Source organism: Pseudomonas sp. R3-52-08 (assembly GCF_003851745.1).
Taxonomy (GTDB): Bacteria; Pseudomonadota; Gammaproteobacteria; order Pseudomonadales; family Pseudomonadaceae; genus Aquipseudomonas.
Map to the genome: position 1 here is coordinate 3,673,373 of NZ_CP027730.1, position 19,562 is coordinate 3,692,934.

Consider the following 19,562-nt stretch of genomic DNA (forward strand, 5'->3'; position numbering starts at 1 on the left):
CTGTAACCCATGAGCGATTTCAACACCCTCGAACTGATCACCGACAGCCGTGGCTTTGCCACGCTGTGGCTCAGTCGTGAAGCCAAGAACAACGCGTTCAATGCCCAGATGATCCGCGAACTGATCATCGCCCTCGACCAGGTCCAGGCCGACCCGGCCCTGCGCTTCCTGGTCCTGCGCGGGCGCGGCAAACACTTCAGCGCCGGCGCCGACCTGGCCTGGATGCAGCAGTCGGCCGAGCTGGATTACCACACCAACCTAGACGATGCCCGTGAGCTGGCCGAGCTGATGTACAACCTGGCCAAACTGAAAATCCCTACGCTGGCGGTGGTGCAGGGCGCGGCCTACGGCGGCGCGCTGGGCTTGATCAGTTGCTGCGACATGGCGATTGGCGCCGATGACGCGCAGTTCTGTCTGTCGGAAGTGCGTATCGGCCTGGCGCCAGCGGTGATCAGCCCGTTCGTGGTGCAGGCCATCGGTGAACGTGCGGCCCGCCGCTATGCCTTGACGGCCGAGCGGTTTGGCGGCCAGCGCGCGCGCGACATCGGCCTGTTGGCGGAAAGCTACCCGGCCGACACGTTGGACCAGCGGGTGGATGAGTGGGTCGCCAACCTGCTGCAAAACAGCCCGGCGGCGATGCGCGCCAGCAAAGACTTGTTGCGTGAGGTGGGCAACGGCGCCCTCACCCCTGCGCTGCGCCGCTACTGTGAAAACGCCATTGCGCGTATTCGAGTAAGCGCCGAGGGCCAGGAAGGCTTGCGCGCCTTTCTGCAAAAACGCACGCCGAGCTGGCAATCCCGGGAGCCGCGCCCATGAGCACACTCACTACCGTGCTGGTCGCCAACCGGGGCGAAATCGCTTGCCGGGTTATGCGCACCGCCAAGGCGATGGGGCTGACCACCGTGGCCGTGCACAGCGCAATCGACCGTGACGCCCGGCACAGCCGCGAAGCGGACATTCGCGTCGACCTGGGCGGCAGCAAGGCGACTGACAGTTACCTGCAGATCGACAAATTGATCGCCGCCGCCCACGCCAGTGGCGCCCAGGCAATTCATCCGGGCTACGGCTTCCTCTCGGAAAACGCCGGGTTCGCCCGGGCCATCGAGGCAGCGGGCTTGATCTTCCTCGGCCCGCCCGCCTCGGCGATCGACGCCATGGGCAGCAAGTCGGCGGCCAAGGCGCTGATGGAAACCGCTGGCGTGCCGCTGGTGCCGGGCTATCACGGCGCGGCCCAGGACCTGGAGACCTTCCGCGAGGCCTGTGCGCGCATCGGTTACCCCGTGCTGCTCAAGGCCACGGCTGGCGGTGGCGGCAAGGGGATGAAAGTGGTCGAGGATGTCAGCCAGTTGGCGCAAGCCCTCGCCTCGGCCCAGCGCGAGGCCCTGTCGTCATTCGGCAACGGGCAGATGCTGGTGGAGAAATACCTGCTGCAACCGCGCCATGTGGAAATCCAGGTGTTTGCCGATCAACACGGCAACTGCCTGTACCTCAATGAGCGCGATTGCTCGATCCAGCGGCGCCATCAAAAGGTCGTGGAAGAAGCCCCCGCGCCGGGGCTCGGCAGCGAACAGCGCAAGGCCATGGGCGAAGCGGCGGTCCGCGCGGCGCAGGCGATTGGCTATGTGGGCGCGGGGACCGTAGAGTTTCTGCTGGATGCGCGCGGCGAGTTTTTCTTCATGGAGATGAACACCCGCCTGCAAGTGGAGCACCCGGTCACCGAGGCGATTACCGGCCTCGACCTGGTGGCCTGGCAGATCCGCGTGGCCCAGGGCGAGGCGCTGCCGATCACTCAAGCGCAGGTACCGCTGATGGGGCATGCGATTGAGGTGCGGTTGTATGCCGAAGACCCGGCCAATGACTTCCTGCCTGCAACCGGACGATTGGCGGTGTACCGCGAGCCTGCCCCAGGTCCGGGTCGGCGCGTGGACAGCGGCGTCGAGCAAGGCGACAGCGTCTCGCCCTTCTACGACCCGATGCTCGGCAAGTTGATTGCCTGGGGCCAAGACCGTGAGCAGGCGCGACTGCGCTTGCTGAGCATGCTCGACGAATGTGCGGTGGGCGGGCTCAAGACCAACCTGGGCTTTCTGCGGCGCATCATTGGTCACCCGGCCTTTGCCGCGGCTGAGCTGGATACCGGATTCATTCCGCGCTATCAGCAAGAGCTGCTGCCGGTGGCCGGGGCGCTGGACGATGAGTTCTGGCAGGCAGCGGGGTCGGCTTTCATGCAGAGCCTGCCGGCCAGTGACGGGCCGTGGGCAGACACCCGGGGCTTTCGTGCGGGGCTGCCGGCGCAGGTCTCACTGCATCTGAGCTGTAATGGGCAGGATCGGCTGGTCACACTGGCCGGGCAATCGTCGCAGCTCACAGGCGAGCAACTGGTGATCGAACACCAGGGCGTGCGCCGCTCTCACTTGGCCGTGCGCGATGAAGGCATGGTGTATCTGCGCTGGAACGGCGAGATGCAGGCGGTCAGCCTGTTCGACCCGATTGCGGCGGCCGAGGCCAGCCACTCCCCTCAAGGCGGCCTCACCGCGCCCATGAACGGCAGCATCGTGCGCGTGCTGGTAGATGTCGGTCAACGCGTCGAAGCCGGCGCGCAACTGGTGGTACTGGAAGCGATGAAGATGGAACACAGCATCCGCGCACCTGAGGCGGGTGTGATCAAAGCGCTGTTTTGCCAGGAGGGCGAGATGGTCGCCGAAGGCAGTGCGCTGGTGGAGCTGGAAACGGCGGACTAGAACTTCGCCGTGGCTTGCACGACGACGCCAAGGATGCGGCACTCGTCGGTGAACAGCAGCTTGGGATAGGTGGGATTGAGCGGCGCCAGGTAAAGCTGGCCGCTGTCTGCCTGCAACTGGCGAAAGGTCGCCTGGGGGTTGTCGAGCCATTGCGCAACCACCAGTTTACCGGGCTCGGCTTCGATGGCCGGGTCGACCAGGATCAGCATGCCTGCGCTGATGCTCAAGCCACTGGGCGCGGTCATCGCGTCGCCGACCACCGGTAGCCAGAAGGCGTCGCCGTGGGCATGGTAATCCGTCAGTTCGAAACGTGCCGGCCCATAGCTGGCGCGTGCTTCGCGAAGCTCGCACACGCCGTTCCAATCGCTGACCGGGTAGCGAAAGTACGGGTTGTGGTGGTGCTCCAGTGCCGCCTTGGTGTCCGCCCTCTCGCGAATCTCCAGCGCGACTTCCAGGTAGCCCAGCCCCAGTTCCGCCAGTACCCGGTTCATGTCCGCCAGGCTCGGCACGCGGCGCTTGTTGAGCCAGTGGCCCACGCCGCCCTGGGACATGCCCAGGCGCTCCGCCAGTTCATCCTGCGTGACCTTGCGGTCTTTCATGTTGGCTCGCACCAACGCTATCCAGTTATCCATGGCGCTGACAATACGTTGCGTATTTTCCAGGGCAATAAACAGTTTGTAGTAATCCATAAAACGACATAAATACGATACGTACTATCATCGACATAAGGTTTTCGACACCCACCCGGAGCACCGCCCCTTATGACGACGAGCCCGTATCATCTGCCTGAAACACCCGAACACACTGACCTGCATGACATGCGCTGCAGCGGCGCCGCCCAGCGCGCGCTGGACTATTACTTGAAAGAAGATATGTCTGCGCGAGACGTGGACGAGGCCTTTTTCACCATCAAGCCAGGCATCAGCCAGGAAGAAGCGCTGGTGCATGCCTCTGACCTGCTGCGCAGCGCTGCGGCAACGGCCTACGAATCGGCGAGCAGCCATCAAGGCAATCATCGCGACCTGGCGTTTTCGGTGGTTTACTTGATCGATATGGCGAAAGCGATGGTGGAGCGGTCGTTGCGAGCGACTGAGGCGCAGGCGAACATTTAAAGGACGTGCACGAAAAAATTTCTATCGAGCGGATAAAAACATTTGACTTGCAAATGATAATGATTATTATTGGACCCAGCTGATCGCGAGATCAGTCGATAGACCAAGAGACCTTAGGTCGGACTCTTGGAATATCTCCTCATCAGGCTAATCACGGTTTTTGACCCGGCTCTTTGGCCGGGTCTTTTTTTTGCCAGTTTTTCCTGGCGTGGCTTCAGGCTAATGAAGACTGTGTGGTGCATGATGGCGCGCATGGTAGCAAAAGCCCATCGCGAAAAGAAAGGCGCAGCACCGCTCTAGCCCGGATCTTTGCGATTTAGCGCTTGAGAATCAATCTCATAAACCCTAAGCTGCGGCCGCGTCACGGATGACGCCCCCTCCCCCCGTGCAACAATTTTGCTTCCAGAATGTACCCACCGCCTGTGTAAGATAGCCGCCACATCCTCATATTCAGGCAACCAGACTATGACCGTGGCCTTGACCTCCATCAAGATCAGCACTGCTTTCGACAGCGGCAATATCCAGGTCCTGGATGCCAGCGATGCCTACCAGTTATTGCTGGCCATCAAGCCCGACACTCGTAGCCAGCACTACCAGTGGTTCCACTTCAAGGCCGAGGGCATGCACGTGGGCCACACCCACACGTTTCGCCTGAGCAACGCGGGCCGCTCGTCTTACAAGCATGCATGGAGCGGCTATAACGCCGTAGCGTCTTATGACCATGTCAATTGGTTCCGCGTGCCGTCGCGCTTTGACGGCGAAATCCTGCATATCAGCCTCCAGACCCGGGAAAAACACGCGTGGTTCGCCTACTTCGAACCTTATAGCCGCGAACGCCACGACTGGTTGATCGAGCAGGCCCTGAAGTACGCCGGCGTCAAACTATTGGCCACCGGCAAGAGTGTCGAGGGGCGCGATATCCAACTGCTGCGCCGTGGCAAAGGCGGCGAAGGTCGCCGCAAGGTCTGGATCATCGCCCAGCAACATCCCGGCGAACACATGGCCGAATGGTTTATGGAAGGCGTCATCGAACGCCTGCAACAGGACGGTGACGCCGAGCTGAAAAAGCTGCTGGCGGTGGCCGACCTGTACCTGGTGCCGAACATGAACCCCGATGGCGCGTTCCATGGTCACCTGCGTACCAACGCCATGGGCCAGGACCTCAACCGCGCCTGGCAGAGCGCCAGCCAGGAATTCAGCCCGGAAGTGCTGTTCGTGCAACAGCAGATGGAAAAACACGGTGTCGACCTGTTCCTCGATATCCATGGCGACGAAGAAATCCCCTACGTCTTCACCGCCGGCTGCGAAGGCAATCCGGGCTACAGCCCGCGTATCGAAGCCTTGGAGAACCGTTTCCGTAGCCACCTGAGCCACCTGACCCGTGACTTTCAGACCACCCACGGCTACACCCGCGACCTACCCGGCGAAGCCAATATGACCCTGGCCTGCAATGCGGTGGGTGAGAAATACGACTGCCTGTCACTGACCCTGGAGATGCCTTTCAAGGACAATGACGACGCACCCAACCCGAGAACCGGTTGGTCCGGCGATCGCTCCAAGCAGCTGGGCAAGGATGTGTTGAGCAGCGTGGCCGATATCATCGGCCACGTGCGTTAACGCTCGGTCAGTGTTTGGTGCCGGTCATGCTTTGCAGCACGCCGTCACGGCGGATCAACCCGTGAAACAGCGCGGCCGCCAGATGCACCAGCACCGTCAGGAACAACAGGTAGGCGAGATAACCGTGGGCCTTGCGCAATAGCGCAAACAACGGCGCATTCGCCGAGACCAGTGCCGGCAGTTGTACGGAACTGCTGAGCATCACCGGGTCGCCGGCGGCCGAAATCATTGCCCAGCCCAGCAACGGCAACACCAGCATCAACCCGTACAAAACCACGTGAGAAGCCTTGGCCGCCAACACTTGCCACAGCGGCAAGTCCGCCGGCAGCGGCGGTTGGCGCGTGGAAAAACGCACCACCAGCCGCACGATGACCAGCGCCAGAATGGCGATCCCCAGCGGCTTGTGCAGGTGAATCAACCACTCGCGGCGCTCGGAAACCGACGCCGCCAGCCCCGCGCCAATAAACAGCATGGCGATGATCATCAGCGCCATCAGCCAGTGCAGCAAACGCGCCAACGGGGCGAAAAACCTTGGTTGAACATTCATGGCTTCGACTCCTGGGAGGCACTGTGCAACGGGCCGACTTCACCGGCACGCCGCAGGTAGGAACTGGCATAGGCGGCTGAACGTGCAGCCAGCAGCGGGTCATTGGAGGCCTCGATACCGCTGGGCAGAATCAGCGGGTCGAAGTTGATATCGCGGCAATCGCCGTCGGCTTGTGGCTGGCTGCTCTGCAACACCAGGGTGCCGGCATTGAGCACTTTGTGTTCACCGGCCCAGGTCTTGCTGGCGTCATCCAGCGGGTCGCCGGGGTTGGCCAGCATCATGTTCAATTGCCACTTTAGCGGCCCGGCAGCCAGGCGCTGCACCAGGTCTTTTTCCAGGAAGTCGCCGCCCTCGGGCGCGGTATCTCCGGCGGCGTCGCGGCTCTGCGGCACCACGGCCCAGCGCACGGCCTGGCGCTTGCCGTCGGCGCTCACCAGGTAAAACGCGTTGATGCCGTTGTAGGTTTCGGTCGCGTAACTGGCCGATGGCTTGGCGGTTTTAACCCACGCCAGGAACGCTGCGGTCTCCGGGTGTGCGGCAAAAAACGCCGGCATGCTCGAAGGGTTCGGCTTGCCGGTGGCGGGGTCCGGCGCGCCGGCCTTGAGCAATTGGTAGAACGCCTCGGGCGTGCCCACCGGGAACACCGGCATGCTGTTCATCCCGGTGCGCCACTGCTGACCATTGGCCTGGCTGAATTGCACGGCAAAACTGCGGATCGGCACGCTGCTGTCCGGTGCATAAGGGTTGCCACTGGGCAAGGCAAACCGCCCGATCACCGGGGTTTTCGCCACGCTGAACAACTGAGCGCTGGAGTACGTACGCGCCTCGGGGCTGCTCTCGAAGTAGCCGGCTACGCACACGCCCTTGGCATGGTTACGCCGAAATCCCGGGTGCACACCGTTATTGGTTTCCAGGGCATTGACCAGGGTTTTTGGGCGCAGGCGCTGCGGGTCGAGCGTACCGTTGACGTAGGCAAAGGCACCAGCGACAACCGCTACCACAGCACCGATACATGCGAGCCTGGCGAGCAGGTTGGCGGTACTCAGAGGCGGAAGCGGCGGTGGTGAGTGATCAACCATGAAAAGCTCCAGGGCACGTGGCCGCAGGGGAAAAGTGTCATGAGACGAATCCCATGTAGGTTTATTCCCCCTCTACTGTAGTTTTTTTCATGGCAAACGCACATGCAGGCCAAACGTCCTGCTAACGCTGGTTGAACAATGCAGGTCGTTCATTGAGGAAGGCTTGCATGCCCTCCTGCTGATCCGGGGTGACGCTCCAGCACTACATTCATAAGCACCTCGACAGATTGATATTATTTGCGACACCGCTGTTTCACGAGTCCCAGATTGCGCCATAGGCGGGTATTGCATGGGCTTCGAGCGCTTGCACCACGCGTTGAGTCAGCGCCTGGTTGGCAATGCAGATCACGGCTTCGGCGTCAAAGGTGCGCACCGCGCCGTAGGCCAACTGCACCAGGTCGGGCTTCCCTTGTTTATCGGTGTCCCAGATCAACGCGGTGGGCTGGACGCGCAGAATTTCGTCGACCAATTCATCACCGTAGGTTTTCCTCGGACTGCGGGTGGACCAGATCAAGTGAATCGGCGCCTGCGCGGCCAGCAAGTGCGGCATGACCGGGCCAATGCCACTGCCGGTGGCGATGTACACCACCGATTTGAACAAGGTTTCCACATTGGCCACGCCGGCGGTGGTGATGCCCTTTACCCAGACATGGCTGGGCAAATCCTCGATAAACCGTCCGGTCCAATCCCCGGCGCGGGAGATGATCAGGCGAAAGCCCGCCTCGCCCGGCGCTGGAATGTTCGCAAAGGAATGCCACTCAAGCAGCGGATTGCGGCTGATTGCCGTGGACGAACCGGCGAACGGCGTGGTGTGGCCAAGGCGCGTTACCACCGCATGTCCGGAAGGCCGCGCATGTTCAACGGCCACTTTGCGCAACCGCAACCATGGCAGCAGAATGCTCACTGTCAGCAGTACCAGCATCCAGAACGCGCCACTGTGCAGCAGGTCCGATGAGGCTTGCGTTGCCATCAGCACTGTTTGCCACCAGAACAACAGCAACGCACTCCAACCGGCAAAGCGATGAACCCGTTCGAAACCGTTGTGAAAACGACTGCGAATCGGCGGGAGCGCCATAACCACCATGAGCAGCAACAGGCTGAACAGCGCGACGCTGAGCCACAACCCTGTCGACGACACGCTGCCCGGTTGTTGCACAAAGCTCGACATCTGGACACACACCAACGCTGCAAACCAGGCAGTGGCCGCCAGCGCCGCGCCGCTGTGCAGCCCTCCGAAATGGAACACTTTGGCCGCTCGGCGGCGCACCCACAGCGGCCAACACAGCGGAACCCGCGTGGCCAGCCAGAACAGCGCATTGATCACGTATTGCTGGCGTATCAGAATGGCAACCGACAGATTGATCAGCACCAGGTCCGACAGCATCGCCGGCGTGATCGCCAGCAGGTCAACGGCCAGCAGCACGGCGGCGTTCCCCATCAGCACCAATGCCGCCAAGCGGTTGTAGTAAGAAAACACAGGTAGTGACCTCAAGCGCCGCCATAGTGCCGGCTTGGGTGGCAAAACGGCGCGGGTCGATACTTCAGTCATGGCCAGGCTCCGTGGTGGCGCCCGCCCACGTCGCTGCCTGATAGTCCTCGGCCAGTCGCAGCAAAGCGGCTTTGTCGATCTTGCCCCTGGCGGTCATGGGAAACGCCTCCAGCGCGTAGATGAACTTCGGCACGCAGTAGTAGGCCAGGCGCCGGTGACACTCGGATAGGCAGTCCTGCGTGTCGGCACTGGCCGGCGAGACAAAGGCGACCAGGGTGCGGTCGTCCACTTTCAACGTGACCGCCCGCGTGCACCCGGTGCCGGCCTCCAGGGCTGCGGTTACCGCGTCCAGCTCCACGCGAAACCCGCGAACTTTGACTTGGTCATCAACGCGGCCCAGGTGTTCGAGTTGGCCGTCGGCGGTCCAGCGCCCAAGGTCCCGCGTGCGGAACATCACAGCATCGCCCCCCAGAAACGGGTCCGGGCGGTATCGTTCCTGGGTCAACACTGCGTTGTTCAGGTAGCCCGCAGTCACCCCCGCGCCGCCGGCCCACATCTCTCCGGTCTCGCCTAAAGCGCAGGCGCGCCCCTGATCGTCGAGCACATACACCGTGTTATTGGGCGTCGGCCGGCCAATGGTCAACAGCGTGCCTGGCACGTGGCGGTGCAATGTGTTGACGATCGTGGTCTCGGTCGGCCCGCAACCGTTGTGGAAGGTAGAGTGCTCGGCCCAACGCTCGGCCAGGGCCTGAGCACAAGGCTCTCCGGCCACCGCGACCACGCTCAGGTCTGGGCACTGCAATGGATCAAGGGTGGCCAGTATCGACGGTGTCGCAATCAAGACGTTGCACTGCGCGGCTGTCTGCGCAATGTCCTTGCCACGAATCAGCAAGGTCGCCCCATGGGCCAGGCAACCGAGTATTTCCCAGGCTGCCATATCAAAGCCGATGTTAAGAACCTGCCCTACGGTAATGCCGGGGGCCATGCCCATCTGCCCGGGCGAAGTCAGCAAGATGTTGCACACGTTGCGATGGCTGACACACACACCGTTGGGGCGTCCGGTGGTGCCGGACGTAAACAGCACGAAACACAGGTCATCGGGTTCAGCCAGGGCGACCACCTGCTCGCTTTCTTCGGCGACCCAGGGCATTTGCGCAAGGAACGTGTCCAGGTACAGACTGCGCGGGACCGCATCAGCCGGCAGGCGTTCGAGCAGGTTCGACAAGGTCAGCACCAACGGGCTGCTCAACGCTTCCAGCACCTGGCCCAATTGCAGGGTGGGCACGATTCTGGCGTCCTGCGGGACATACGCGGCCCCCACCTTCAACACCGCCAGCAACCCCACCAGCATCGCAATCGAACGCTCGACGAACAAGCCCACCGTGTCGCCGCGCTTGACCCCCCGTTCAAGCAGGTGCACCGCCAATCGGTTGGCTTGGCGGTTGAGCTGCTCATAACTGATGCGCTGCCCCGCGCAGATCGCCGCCGTTGCCTGGGGCGCCCGCCGCGCCTGCGCTTCGATCGCGTGGTGCACATTGGAATAGGCAGGTTGGACCGACGGACCACACCCCCATTGTTCGAACAGGATTCGCTCTGAGGCAGCCAGGTGGGTCAGTGCCGCGCCAGAGAGAAAGCGTTTATCCATAGGTGACAACGTCATGAACACACCCTCATTGTTTGGCTGCCGGCTTAGTGCCGACAGGTACAAGGGTGGATGGAGCGCAACACCTGGGATTACAGAACCACCATTCAAAAAGACTGATCCCACTCGAATGGCTAAAAAATCTTTCGATCGAATAAGGAATAACTTACGCGCACGCGCGTCTACCCAGCACAACTGAGTAGACTCAACCCATGCATGAACTCGACGAACAGTTACGTGAACTCATCCCCAGGCTGCGGCGCTTTGCCGTGTCCCTGACCCGTAACGCCAGCAGCGCCGACGACCTGGTGCAGGCCACCCTGGAACGGGCGATCATCGCGTGGGCTGACAAACGCATCGAAGGCGACCTGCGCGCGTGGCTGTTTTCGATCCTCTACCGGCAATTCCTCGATGCCCACCGGCGCAGCCGCCGCTACGCCCGCATGCTCGAATTCTTCACCGGCCGCGATGATGCGCAGCCCTCGGTGGAGCGTACAGTGATGGCCCAATTCACCCTGCAAGCCTTCGACCAGCTCACTACCGAGCAACGCGCCCTGCTGCTGTGGGTGTCGGTCGAAGGCTTGAGCTACAAGGAAGTCGCCGAAATACTCAACGTGCCCATCGGTACGGTGATGTCGCGCCTGTCCCGCGCCCGCCAGGCCCTGCGTCAACTCAGCGATGGCGAAATTGCCAGCCCTTCCCTGCGGATACTCAAATGATCAGCCTGCCCCCCAGCGAACGCGACTTACATGCCTACGTCGATCACCAATTGCTCGACAGTGATCGCCGGGCACTTGAAACCTGGTTGGCGAGCCACCCCGACGTGGCTGCCCAAGTGCATGCCTGGCAACAGGATGCGCAATTATTGCGCGCCTCTTTAAGCGGTGCCCTGCAACAGCCGGGCAACCCGGCACTGGACCCGGCGCTGATTCGCCAGCGCATCAAGCGTCAGTCCCGCCGCCACCTCGCCACGGCCGCGTTGCTGCTGATTGCCGTCAGCCTCGGCGGGATTGGCGGCTGGCACGCCCGCAATGTCGCCCAGCCAGCGCTGCTGCCAATGGCCGATGCCATGCAGGCGTATCGCCTGTTTGCCCAGGACGGCATCATGCCCGCCGACTACAGCGCCCAGGACCGCACCACGATGCAAGCCTGGCTCGACCGCTATTTCAACCAGGCCCATCGCTTGCCCGACTTGAGCCAGGCGGGGTTCACCCCGGTCAGCGGGCGCCTGCTCACCACCGACCAAGGCGCGGCAGCCATGGTGTTGTACGAAGACGCGCAAGGACGGCGCATCAGCTTCTACATTCGTCCGCCAGGCCCGAACAACGGCTTTCTGCCCCGTGGCAGTCGCAGCGCCGACGGCTTGCAGGCCGACTACTGGTCGGGCGGCGGGTACAACTATGCGATGGTCAGCCCGGTGGATCAGGCCACTGCGCCGCAAATCAGGTTCTAGGGGCCCATGTCCGGGCGGCTATGCACCGCCTTCTCTATTGGTCAAATCGCATCAAGCGCCCTAAAGTAAGCGACCAACGCAATAACGAGTGAGCTGTATTGGCCGTGCTTTCCCTGATCCGCCGCCTGCTGGGCAACACCCTTCGCATTTCGCACGCCTCGCCTGTTGCGGCGTTTTTCCACGACAAGGCCCGGCAACAGGGCTACACCCTCAGTGCCGGCCAGGTGCAGGCAATTGCGGCCATGGCCCGCGAAACCCAGCACCTGCTCGCTGGCCGACCCACGCGCAGCCTGTACCTGCGCGGCCCGGTGGGGCGCGGCAAAAGCTGGCTGCTCGACGGATTTTTCCAGGCGCTGCCGATCACCGCCAAGCAGCGCGTGCACTTCCACGACTTTTTTGCCGAACTGCACCGGGGCATGTTCCGGCACCGCGAGCAGAACGACGCGCTGGCCGTCACCCTCGACGAACTGCTGGCGGGCTGCCGCGTGCTGTGTTTCGACGAGTTCCATGTGCACGATATCGGCGATGCCATGCTTATCAGCCGCTTGTTCCAGGCCTTGTTCCGGCGCGGTGTGCTGGTACTGGTGACCTCCAACTATGCGCCCGAAGGCCTGCTGCCCAATCCGCTGTACCACCAACGCTTCAAGCCGGTAATCGATCTGATCGCTGCGCGCATGGACGTGCTGGAAGTCAGCGCTCCCGAGGATTTTCGCCGCCTGCCCCAGGCCCATGCCGAGCAGCGCTTCAGCACTGGCCAGTACGTCTGGCCCGGCAGCGTGGCGCAACGTGCGGCGCTTGGCCTGCCTGCCGTCGACAGCCCGGCGCTGCCCTTGGCCGTCGGCAACCGGCAGTTGCTGTGCCGCCGCCGCGAAGCGCGCAGCATCGCCTTCACCTTCAACGACCTGTGCGAGCAACTCACCGCCGTGATGGATTACCTGCTGCTGTGCCAGGACTACGACCACTGGGTCATCGACGGCCTGCCCCACCTCGCCGACTGCCCGATCGCCGTGCAGCAACGCTTCATCAACCTGATTGACGTGCTCTACGACCGCGACAAACAGCTGATCCTGATCGGCGAACAGCCGCTGGAGCACGCCTTGAGTGGCGAGGCCATCGACCTTGCCCGCACCGCCAGCCGCTTGGGGCAATTGCACGTGAGCAGCGCGCAACCGGCGCCCGACCCGGTATCATGAGCGCCTTTTCACGCCTCTTGCCGAGTGACCGCGCCGTTGATCAATACCCTCGCCCAACTCAAGGCCGGCCAATTGGCCGGTGCGACACGCCTGGACCTGGCCTGCGGGCTGACCGAATTTCCCTGGGAAATCTTCGAACTGGCCGACTCGCTGGAAATCCTCAACCTCACGGGCAACGCCTTGAGCAGCCTGCCCGACGACCTGCACCGCCTCAAACACCTGCGCGTGCTGTTCTGCTCGGACAACGCTTTCACCGAACTGCCGGCATGCCTGGGCCAGTGCGCCGCGCTGAGCATGATCGGCTTCAAGGCCAACCAGATCCGCCACGTGCCCGCCGCCGCCCTGCCGCCGCAGTTGCGCTGGCTGATCCTCACCGACAACTGCATCAGCCAGCTGCCCGACGAACTCGGCCAGCGCCCGCTGCTGCAAAAGCTGATGCTGGCCGGCAACCAACTGACGCACTTGCCGCCCAGCCTGGCCCAATGCGAAAACCTCGAGCTGATCCGCATCGCGTCGAACCGCCTGACGCACCTGCCGCACTGGCTGCTGACGCTGCCCAGCCTGACGTGGCTGGCCTATGCCGGCAATCCGGTGGAAATGGCCGTGAACGTGGCCGGCGACGACGAGACAGCGGATATTCCCTGGGCCGAACTGGAACTGGGTGACATACTCGGCGAAGGCGCCTCGGGGATTATTCGCAAGGCCTTGTGGAAGCCCCGCGCGTTACCCGTCGCGGTCAAACTGTATAAAGGCACGATCACCAGCGACGGTTCGCCGCTGCACGAAATGCAAGCGTGCATAGCCGCCGGGTTGCACCCCAACCTGATCAGGGTGCAGGGGCGCATCGTCGACCACCCCGGCGATCAGGCCGCGTTGGTGATGGACCTGATCGACCCGAGCTACCGCAACCTCGCGGCGTTGCCGAGCCTGGCGTCCTGCACCCGGGATATCTACGAACCGAGCCTGCGCCTGAGCCTCGACGTGGCGCTGCGCATGGCCCGCGGCATCGCCTCGGTGGCGGCGCACCTGCACCGGCACGGCATTACCCATGGCGACCTGTACGGCCACAATATTTTGTGGAACAGCGCGGGCGAGTGTTTATTAGGGGATTTCGGCGCGGCGTCGTTTCATGCCACGGCGGACACCCTGGAAACCAGGGCGTTGCAACGCATTGAAGTGCGCGCGTTCGGGGTGTTGCTGGGGGAGTTGCTGGAGCGGGTTGATACGACGGTCCCCGGCGAACTGGAAGACCTGCGCAAAAGCTGCTGCCAGCCCGATGTGCTGGCGCGACCAAGCTTCGAAGTTATCGAAGCCGTGTTGCAATCTTTCCAACACCACTAACCAATGTGGGAGGGGGCTTGCCCCCTCCCACATTTTTCACCGCGTGTTAACCCGCCAGACCGACGAACATATCCTGCACGTCATCGTGGCTGTCCAGGCCTTCCAGGAACGCCTCGACTTCCGCCATCTGCTCCTCGCTCAACCCGGTCACCGGGTTCTTCGAGATGTAGCCCAACTTGGCCGACAGCACGGTGAAACCCTGCTCCGGCAAGGCTTTCTGCACCGCATCCAGGTCGGTGGTTTCGGTGATGAACAGGCTGGTGCCGGCTTCTTCGCCATCTTCGAAATCCTGGGCGCCTGCTTCGATGGCGGCCATTTCCGGGTCAGCGTCCGGGGTGTCCGGCGATGCTTCGATCAGGCCGACGTGGTTGAAGTCCCAGGCCACCGAGCCGGAAGCGCCCAGTTGCCCCTTGCGGAACGCCACGCGGATTTCCGCCACGGTGCGGTTGATGTTGTCGGTGACGCACTCGACGATCAACGGCACCTGGTGCGGGGCGAAACCTTCGTAGGTCACGCGGTGGTACTGCACGGTTTCACCGAGCAGACCGGCGCCCTTCTTGATTGCGCGGTCCAGGGTTTCCTTGGGCATCGAGGCCTTCTTGGCCTGCTCCACCACCAGCCGCAAGTGGGCGTTGGTCGAGGTGTCCGCACCGTTGCGCGCGGCGATGGTGATTTCTTTCACCAGCTTGCCGAAAATCTTGCCCTTGGCATTGGCTGCCGCTTCTTTATGTTTGACTTTCCACTGTGCGCCCATGACTCACTCTCTACTATCCATGGCGCCGAAACGTCTACTGGCCGGCGCTTTGGGGGCAGAGTTTATAGCGCAGCCACGCATCGTTCCACCAAAAAACCCTCAAGGCGCCAACTCGAAAAACGCCTGGATCAAGCGCAACGACCGGCGCCGCTCCAGGCAGCCGAGACTGTGCCGGTTCAGCAGGCCATCGCCGAGGATCGGTACGGCGTGTACGCGCGGGTCCTGGCTGACCTCTATCGACGACACCACCCCCAAGCCCAACTCGGCGGCAACCGCTTCGGTCACCGCTTCCCGGCTGTCGAGTTCCAGCAGCACCCTGGGCCGCACCTGGGCGGCCAGGCACGCGTCGTCAAAGGTACGCCGGGTGATGGAGCTGGGCTCGCGCAGCACCATGATCACCTCGTTCAACTGCGCCAGTTCAATGCCCTCGGCCTGCGCCGCCCACGGATGCGCGGCCGGCACCAGCGCGCAGATACGCGACTCGCCTAAGGGTTGCAGGTGCAGGCCATTGCGCGGTTCTACTTCGGTCAGCACCGCCACGTCTGCATGCTCCGACAACAAGGCCGCGAGGGTTTCCTGGGCATTGCCCAGGCGCAGGTTCACCGTGATCCCCGGATAGCAGGCCCGCAAGCGGGCGATCATCGGCATCACCAGATGCGGGCCGTCCGCCGCCACTTCCAGGCGCCCGGTGAGCAATTGGCGATTGGCTTCAAGCATGGCTTGCGCCTCGTCGACCAAACCGAAAATCGCGCGGGTGATCGCCGCCAGGCGCGCGCCCTCTTCGGTCAACTCCACTCGCCGCGCGGTGCGACGCAGCAAGGGAATCTGGTAGTGCTCTTCCAGGGCCTTGATATGCCCGGTCACCGCCGGCTGGCTGATGAACAGCCGGGCCGCCGCCCGGGTAAAACTGCCCTCGCGGGCTACGGCATCGAATGCGCGCAGTTGGAACAGATTCATAGCTATCGGCCTCACTGATAGCTTGAATAACAACAAACAATTTGATTGATGACAAGCCAAACTGCAATTTAGGCGCCGTAGAGTCGACCCGTTGTTTTACGAGGAGCCAAGATGCGCACTGCCACGCCAATCCTGCTGACCCCCGGCCCCCTGACCACGTCAAACCGCACCCGTCAGGCGATGATGGTGGACTGGGGTTCATGGGATGAGCGTTTCAACCAACTCACCGCCAGCGTTTGCGAGCAATTGCTGGCGATCATCCAGGGTGCCGAGCGTCATCATTGCGTGCCGTTGCAAGGCAGTGGCACCTTCGCCGTCGAAGCCGCCATCGGCACCCTGGTACCGCGCAACGGCAAGGTACTCGTATTGGTCAACGGCGCCTACGGCAAGCGCCTGGCGAAGATCTGCGAGGTGCTCGGCCGTGCATTCAGCACCTTTGAAACCCGGGAGGACGAACCCACCGCCGCCGCCGATGTGGACCGCCTGCTGCACGCCGACACCGCTATCACCCATGTCGCGCTGATCCACTGCGAAACCAGCACCGGCATCCTCAACCCGCTGGCGCAGATCGCCGAGGTGGTCAAACGCCACGGCAAGCGCCTGATCATCGACGCCATGAGTTCCTTCGGCGCATTACCGATCGACGCGCGCGAAGTGCCGTTCGACGCGCTGATCGCAGCCTCCGGCAAATGCCTGGAAGGCGTGCCAGGCATGGGGTTTGTCTTCGTCGAAAAAACCGCGCTGGCCGCCAGCCGAGGTCATTCTCACTCCCTGGCGATGGACCTGTTCGACCAGCACCACTACATGGTCCAGACCGGCCAATGGCGTTTCACCCCGCCCACTCACGTGGTCGCTGCCCTGCACGAAGCGCTGCTGCAGTACCACGAAGAAGGCGGCCTGAGCGCCCGCTATCAACGCTACGCGACTAACTGCCAGACACTGCTGGACGGCATGGCCGAACTGCGCCTGCGCAGCTTCCTGCCGGCGGCGATCCAGGCACCGATCATCGTCACCTTCCACGCACCCAAGGACCCGCGCTACCAGTTCAGGGAATTCTACGAGCGGGTCAAGGCCAAGGGTTTTCTCCTGTATCCGGGCAAATTGACCCAGGTCGAGACCTTCCGCGTGGGCTGCATCGGCCAGGTCGATGCCGCAGGCATGCAGGCCGCCGTCAACGCCATTGCCCAAGTGCTGCAAGACATGAACGTGCTGGACATCTGATTTTCCCCTTACCGACAGGATCTGCACAATGAACTATCAAAACCCCACCACCCTTCAGGCCGTCATCCTCGACTGGGCCGGCACCGTGGTCGACTTCGGCTCGTTTGCGCCCACGCAGATTTTCGTCGAGGCCTTCGCGGAGTTCGGCGTACAGGTTTGCATCGAAGAAGCCCGTGGCCCGATGGGGATGGGCAAGTGGGACCACATCCGCACGCTGTGCGACCAGCCGCAAGTTGCCGAGCGCTACCGCCAGGCGTTCGGCCGCACGCCCACCGACGACGACGTAACGGCCATTTACCAGCGTTTCATGCCGTTGCAGATCGAGAAAATCGCCGAACACTCGGCGCTGATTCCCGGCGCCCTCGACACCCTCGCCGGGCTGCGCGCGCAGGGCATCCGGATCGGTTCCTGCTCCGGCTACCCCAGGCAAGTGATGGACAAAGTGGTCGCCCTGGCCGCCAGCAACGGCTATGTCGCCGACCATGTGGTCGCCTCCGACGAAGTCCCCAATGGCCGCCCGTGGCCGGCCCAGGCCCTGGCCAATGTGATCGCGCTGGGTATTGACGATGTGGCGGCGTGCGTGAAGGTCGACGACACCGTGCCGGGCATACTGGAAGGCCGCCGCGCAGGCATGTGGACCGTGGCGCTGACCTGCTCCGGCAACGCCCTGGGCCTGACCTACGAGCAATTCCGGGGCTTGGACAGTGCCACATTGGCCAGCGAGCGCCAGCGTATCGAAGCGCTGTTCGAAGGCTCACGCCCGCACTACAGCGTGGACACCATTACCGAGCTGCCCCAGGTGATCGCCGATATCAATGCGCGCCTGGCGCGTGGGGAAATGCCGCAAAGCGACTGACCGAGGTCAAGGCAACCGCATTCGCAACGGGCGAAGCGCTTGAAACAGGCATACAGTTACCCTACTCCGTCAAAGAACGGAGGCATGCCCTGACAAGTGAGGAACCCAGTAATGCCGTGGAAAAATTCCGATACACGCTACAGCACCATGTCGATTGCGTTGCACTGGTTGATGGTGGTGCTGCTGGCGGTGGTTTACGCCTGCATTGAACTGCGCGGGCAGTTCCCCAAAGGCAGCGGCGCACGCACGCTGATTGTGGAAATGCACTTCATGCTTGGCCTCACTGTGTTCGTGCTGGTGTGGTTGCGCCTGTTTGCGCGCAGCCTGGGCGTTGCACCGAAAATACTGCCGCAGCCGCCGCAATGGCAGAGCCTGCTGGCAACCCTGATGCACGCTGCGCTGTACGCCCTGATGATCGGCATGCCGATTGCCGGTTGGCTGATCGTCAGTGCCGAAGGGCATTCGGTGATGTTCTATGGGATGGAATTGCCGCCGCTGATTGGCGAGAACAAGGCATTGGCCAAGCAGATCGAAGGCTGGCATGTGTGGTTCGGCAAAGCGGGGTATTGGCTGATCGGGCTGCATGCATTGGCGGGGATCTTTCATCATTATGTGCTGCGCGATAACACCGCACTGCGCATGATGCCGGGCCGGAGTGTTCGCTGAGCTAGGCGTTGAAGCCTCGGCGGCCTTGCAAGCCGCCGGTGTGAACGAAGATCAACCGAGTGCCGGCCGCAAAACGTCCGGCGTCGATCTGCTGCTTCAGCGCCAGCAGCGCCTTGCCGGTGTAGAGCGGCTCCAGGGGTATGCCACACGCCTGTTGCGTGCTGTCGATGAATTCGAGCAATAGCGGGTCGACGCTGGCAAAGCCGCCACGGCTGGCGTCAAGCAAGTGGTAGCCGTGCTGCACGATGGCATTGACGTTCTGCGCCACACCGTGATCATCCGGCACCGCCATCGCCCCGTACACGGCATGCGCGCCCGCCTCGGCCAGCGCCAGGCCGGCCAGGGTGGTGCCAGTGCCGGCCGCCAGCCACCAGGCGTCGTAGTCGCCCCAGCCCAGGTTCGCCAATTGCGCCCGCGCCTGCTCGAGCAATACCGCGCAACCCAACGCTCCGGTCAATCCGCCACCGCCTTCGGGTACCGGGTACAAATGCGGATACTGCTCATGCCAAGGCAACCAGAACCCCGGCGCATGCCGCTCGCGATAACCGCCGTAGCCCAGCCAATGCAGGTGCATGCCTAAGGCTTTCAGGTCGAGCACTGTGGGGGTGTCCTGGGCATGGCCGCGCAACAGGCCGACGGTGGCGAAGCCAAAGCGCTTGCCCGCCGCCGCCAGTGCATGCAGATGGTTGGAGTAAGCCCCGCCGAGGCTGATGATGCCGCTGGCGCAGGCCTGTTGCGCCTGGGCCAGGTGGCCGCTGAGCTTGAACCATTTGTTGCCGCTGATCAGCGGGTCGATACGGTCCAGGCGCAGTACAGCCAACTCAACGCCCTGCAGCCAGTCCAGTTGCACGGGTTCAAGAGGAGCGTGGGGGAGCCAGTCGAAAGGACCCATGAGGG

Annotated in this window: 19 protein-coding genes; 11 read left to right on the plus strand and 8 right to left on the minus strand. The window is 62.8% G+C overall.

Annotated features, from left to right (window positions below; translation table 11 throughout):
* Positions 1-9 precede the first annotated feature (9 nt).
* Both C4J91_RS16740 and C4J91_RS16745 read left to right on the plus strand, forming a co-directional pair.
* A complete protein-coding gene (locus tag C4J91_RS16740; protein WP_124363356.1) occupies positions 10-816 on the plus strand; it encodes a gamma-carboxygeranoyl-CoA hydratase in 807 nt (268 codons plus the stop codon).
* Positions 813-2,738 carry an acetyl/propionyl/methylcrotonyl-CoA carboxylase subunit alpha gene (locus C4J91_RS16745; RefSeq protein WP_124363357.1) on the plus strand — a complete coding sequence of 642 codons (1,926 nt, stop codon included), beginning with the start codon at positions 813-815 and terminating at the stop codon, positions 2,736-2,738. Before C4J91_RS16740 ends, C4J91_RS16745 begins: the two co-directional genes overlap by 4 nt.
* Here C4J91_RS16745 and C4J91_RS16750 read toward each other — a convergent pair.
* Positions 2,735-3,370, minus strand: a complete 636-nt coding sequence (locus C4J91_RS16750; RefSeq protein ID WP_124365171.1) for a LexA family transcriptional regulator — start codon at positions 3,368-3,370, stop codon at positions 2,735-2,737. The genes C4J91_RS16745 and C4J91_RS16750 overlap by 4 nt on opposite strands.
* 129 nt (positions 3,371-3,499) lie before the next feature.
* On the opposite strand from C4J91_RS16750, the gene C4J91_RS16755 reads away from it, so the two are divergent.
* Together C4J91_RS16755 and C4J91_RS16760 are read left to right on the plus strand one after the other, a co-directional pair.
* Positions 3,500-3,850: a DUF6124 family protein gene (locus C4J91_RS16755; RefSeq protein WP_124363358.1), complete on the plus strand. Its 351-nt coding sequence runs from the start codon at positions 3,500-3,502 to the stop codon at positions 3,848-3,850.
* 465 nt (positions 3,851-4,315) lie between these two features.
* Positions 4,316-5,467 (plus strand): M14-type cytosolic carboxypeptidase, encoded by a 1,152-nt coding sequence (locus C4J91_RS16760; RefSeq protein ID WP_124363359.1) that lies wholly within the window; start codon positions 4,316-4,318, stop codon positions 5,465-5,467.
* Positions 5,468-5,474: 7 nt separating this feature from the next.
* On the opposite strand, the gene C4J91_RS16765 is transcribed toward C4J91_RS16760, so the two are convergent.
* From C4J91_RS16765 to C4J91_RS16780, 4 genes are all read right to left on the minus strand, one after another.
* Positions 5,475-6,014, minus strand: coding sequence for a cytochrome b (locus C4J91_RS16765; protein WP_124363360.1), 540 nt, complete (start codon positions 6,012-6,014; stop codon positions 5,475-5,477).
* On the minus strand, positions 6,011-7,093 hold the full coding sequence (locus tag C4J91_RS16770) for a catalase family peroxidase (RefSeq protein ID WP_124363361.1): 1,083 nt from the start codon (positions 7,091-7,093) through the stop codon (positions 6,011-6,013). The genes C4J91_RS16765 and C4J91_RS16770 overlap by 4 nt, the downstream gene beginning before the upstream one ends.
* A gap of 253 nt (positions 7,094-7,346) precedes the next feature.
* Positions 7,347-8,642: a hypothetical protein gene (locus C4J91_RS16775; RefSeq protein WP_124363362.1), complete on the minus strand. Its 1,296-nt coding sequence runs from the start codon at positions 8,640-8,642 to the stop codon at positions 7,347-7,349.
* The gene (locus C4J91_RS16780; protein WP_124363363.1) at positions 8,635-10,242 is read right to left on the minus strand and encodes an amino acid adenylation domain-containing protein; all 1,608 of its coding nucleotides are present in this window, start codon (positions 10,240-10,242) and stop codon (positions 8,635-8,637) included. The genes C4J91_RS16775 and C4J91_RS16780 overlap by 8 nt, the downstream gene beginning before the upstream one ends.
* Positions 10,243-10,436: 194 nt before the next feature.
* On the opposite strand from C4J91_RS16780, the gene C4J91_RS16785 reads away from it, so the two are divergent.
* The 4 genes from C4J91_RS16785 to C4J91_RS16800 all read left to right on the plus strand — a co-directional run bounded on the left by C4J91_RS16785 (position 10,437) and on the right by C4J91_RS16800 (position 14,211).
* Positions 10,437-10,943: an RNA polymerase sigma factor gene (locus C4J91_RS16785; RefSeq protein ID WP_124363364.1), complete on the plus strand. Its 507-nt coding sequence runs from the start codon at positions 10,437-10,439 to the stop codon at positions 10,941-10,943.
* Positions 10,940-11,677, plus strand: a complete 738-nt coding sequence (locus C4J91_RS16790; protein ID WP_124363365.1) for an anti-sigma factor — start codon at positions 10,940-10,942, stop codon at positions 11,675-11,677. Before C4J91_RS16785 ends, C4J91_RS16790 begins: the two co-directional genes overlap by 4 nt.
* A 98-nt stretch (positions 11,678-11,775) precedes the next feature.
* Positions 11,776-12,870, plus strand: coding sequence for a cell division protein ZapE (gene zapE / locus C4J91_RS16795; RefSeq protein ID WP_124363366.1), 1,095 nt, complete (start codon positions 11,776-11,778; stop codon positions 12,868-12,870).
* Positions 12,871-12,909: 39 nt separating this feature from the next.
* A complete protein-coding gene (locus C4J91_RS16800; protein ID WP_124365172.1) occupies positions 12,910-14,211 on the plus strand; it encodes a protein kinase in 1,302 nt (433 codons plus the stop codon).
* Positions 14,212-14,257: 46 nt separating this feature from the next.
* Here C4J91_RS16800 and C4J91_RS16805 read toward each other — a convergent pair whose 3' ends face one another.
* Both C4J91_RS16805 and C4J91_RS16810 read right to left on the minus strand, forming a co-directional pair.
* A complete protein-coding gene (locus C4J91_RS16805) occupies positions 14,258-14,965 on the minus strand; it encodes a YebC/PmpR family DNA-binding transcriptional regulator (RefSeq protein WP_124363367.1) in 708 nt (235 codons plus the stop codon).
* A gap of 99 nt (positions 14,966-15,064) precedes the next feature.
* Positions 15,065-15,922, minus strand: a complete 858-nt coding sequence (locus C4J91_RS16810; protein ID WP_124363368.1) for a LysR substrate-binding domain-containing protein — start codon at positions 15,920-15,922, stop codon at positions 15,065-15,067.
* A 111-nt stretch (positions 15,923-16,033) separates the two neighbouring features.
* On the opposite strand from C4J91_RS16810, the gene C4J91_RS16815 reads away from it, so the two are divergent.
* The 3 genes from C4J91_RS16815 to C4J91_RS16825 all read left to right on the plus strand — a co-directional run bounded on the left by C4J91_RS16815 (position 16,034) and on the right by C4J91_RS16825 (position 18,665).
* On the plus strand, positions 16,034-17,143 hold the full coding sequence (locus C4J91_RS16815) for a 2-aminoethylphosphonate--pyruvate transaminase (protein WP_124363369.1): 1,110 nt from the start codon (positions 16,034-16,036) through the stop codon (positions 17,141-17,143).
* A gap of 28 nt (positions 17,144-17,171) precedes the next feature.
* Positions 17,172-17,999: a phosphonoacetaldehyde hydrolase gene (gene phnX, locus C4J91_RS16820; RefSeq protein WP_124363370.1), complete on the plus strand. Its 828-nt coding sequence runs from the start codon at positions 17,172-17,174 to the stop codon at positions 17,997-17,999.
* A gap of 111 nt (positions 18,000-18,110) precedes the next feature.
* Positions 18,111-18,665, plus strand: a complete 555-nt coding sequence (locus C4J91_RS16825; RefSeq protein ID WP_124363371.1) for a cytochrome b — start codon at positions 18,111-18,113, stop codon at positions 18,663-18,665.
* Between the two features lies 1 nt (position 18,666).
* Here C4J91_RS16825 and C4J91_RS16830 read toward each other — a convergent pair whose 3' ends face one another.
* The gene (locus tag C4J91_RS16830; protein WP_124363372.1) at positions 18,667-19,557 is read right to left on the minus strand and encodes a 1-aminocyclopropane-1-carboxylate deaminase/D-cysteine desulfhydrase; all 891 of its coding nucleotides are present in this window, start codon (positions 19,555-19,557) and stop codon (positions 18,667-18,669) included.
* Between the last annotated feature and the right edge of the window lie 5 nt (positions 19,558-19,562).

Bases quoted from the DNA above. Each gene is read 5' to 3' on its own strand.
- C4J91_RS16740 (WP_124363356.1), top strand. From the start codon at position 10: ATGAGCGATTTCAACACCCTCGAACTGATCACCGACAGCCGTGGCTTT.
- C4J91_RS16745 (WP_124363357.1), top strand. From the start codon at position 813: ATGAGCACACTCACTACCGTGCTGGTCGCCAACCGGGGCGAAATCGCT.
- C4J91_RS16750 (WP_124365171.1), bottom strand. From the start codon at position 3,370: ATGGATAACTGGATAGCGTTGGTGCGAGCCAACATGAAAGACCGCAAG.
- C4J91_RS16755 (WP_124363358.1), top strand. From the start codon at position 3,500: ATGACGACGAGCCCGTATCATCTGCCTGAAACACCCGAACACACTGAC.
- C4J91_RS16760 (WP_124363359.1), top strand. From the start codon at position 4,316: ATGACCGTGGCCTTGACCTCCATCAAGATCAGCACTGCTTTCGACAGC.
- C4J91_RS16765 (WP_124363360.1), bottom strand. From the start codon at position 6,014: ATGAATGTTCAACCAAGGTTTTTCGCCCCGTTGGCGCGTTTGCTGCAC.
- C4J91_RS16770 (WP_124363361.1), bottom strand. From the start codon at position 7,093: ATGGTTGATCACTCACCACCGCCGCTTCCGCCTCTGAGTACCGCCAAC.
- C4J91_RS16775 (WP_124363362.1), bottom strand. From the start codon at position 8,642: ATGACTGAAGTATCGACCCGCGCCGTTTTGCCACCCAAGCCGGCACTA.
- C4J91_RS16780 (WP_124363363.1), bottom strand. From the start codon at position 10,242: ATGACGTTGTCACCTATGGATAAACGCTTTCTCTCTGGCGCGGCACTG.
- C4J91_RS16785 (WP_124363364.1), top strand. From the start codon at position 10,437: ATGCATGAACTCGACGAACAGTTACGTGAACTCATCCCCAGGCTGCGG.
- C4J91_RS16790 (WP_124363365.1), top strand. From the start codon at position 10,940: ATGATCAGCCTGCCCCCCAGCGAACGCGACTTACATGCCTACGTCGAT.
- C4J91_RS16805 (WP_124363367.1), bottom strand. From the start codon at position 14,965: ATGGGCGCACAGTGGAAAGTCAAACATAAAGAAGCGGCAGCCAATGCC.
- C4J91_RS16810 (WP_124363368.1), bottom strand. From the start codon at position 15,922: ATGAATCTGTTCCAACTGCGCGCATTCGATGCCGTAGCCCGCGAGGGC.
- C4J91_RS16815 (WP_124363369.1), top strand. From the start codon at position 16,034: ATGCGCACTGCCACGCCAATCCTGCTGACCCCCGGCCCCCTGACCACG.
- phnX (WP_124363370.1), top strand. From the start codon at position 17,172: ATGAACTATCAAAACCCCACCACCCTTCAGGCCGTCATCCTCGACTGG.
- C4J91_RS16825 (WP_124363371.1), top strand. From the start codon at position 18,111: ATGCCGTGGAAAAATTCCGATACACGCTACAGCACCATGTCGATTGCG.
- C4J91_RS16830 (WP_124363372.1), bottom strand. From the start codon at position 19,557: ATGGGTCCTTTCGACTGGCTCCCCCACGCTCCTCTTGAACCCGTGCAA.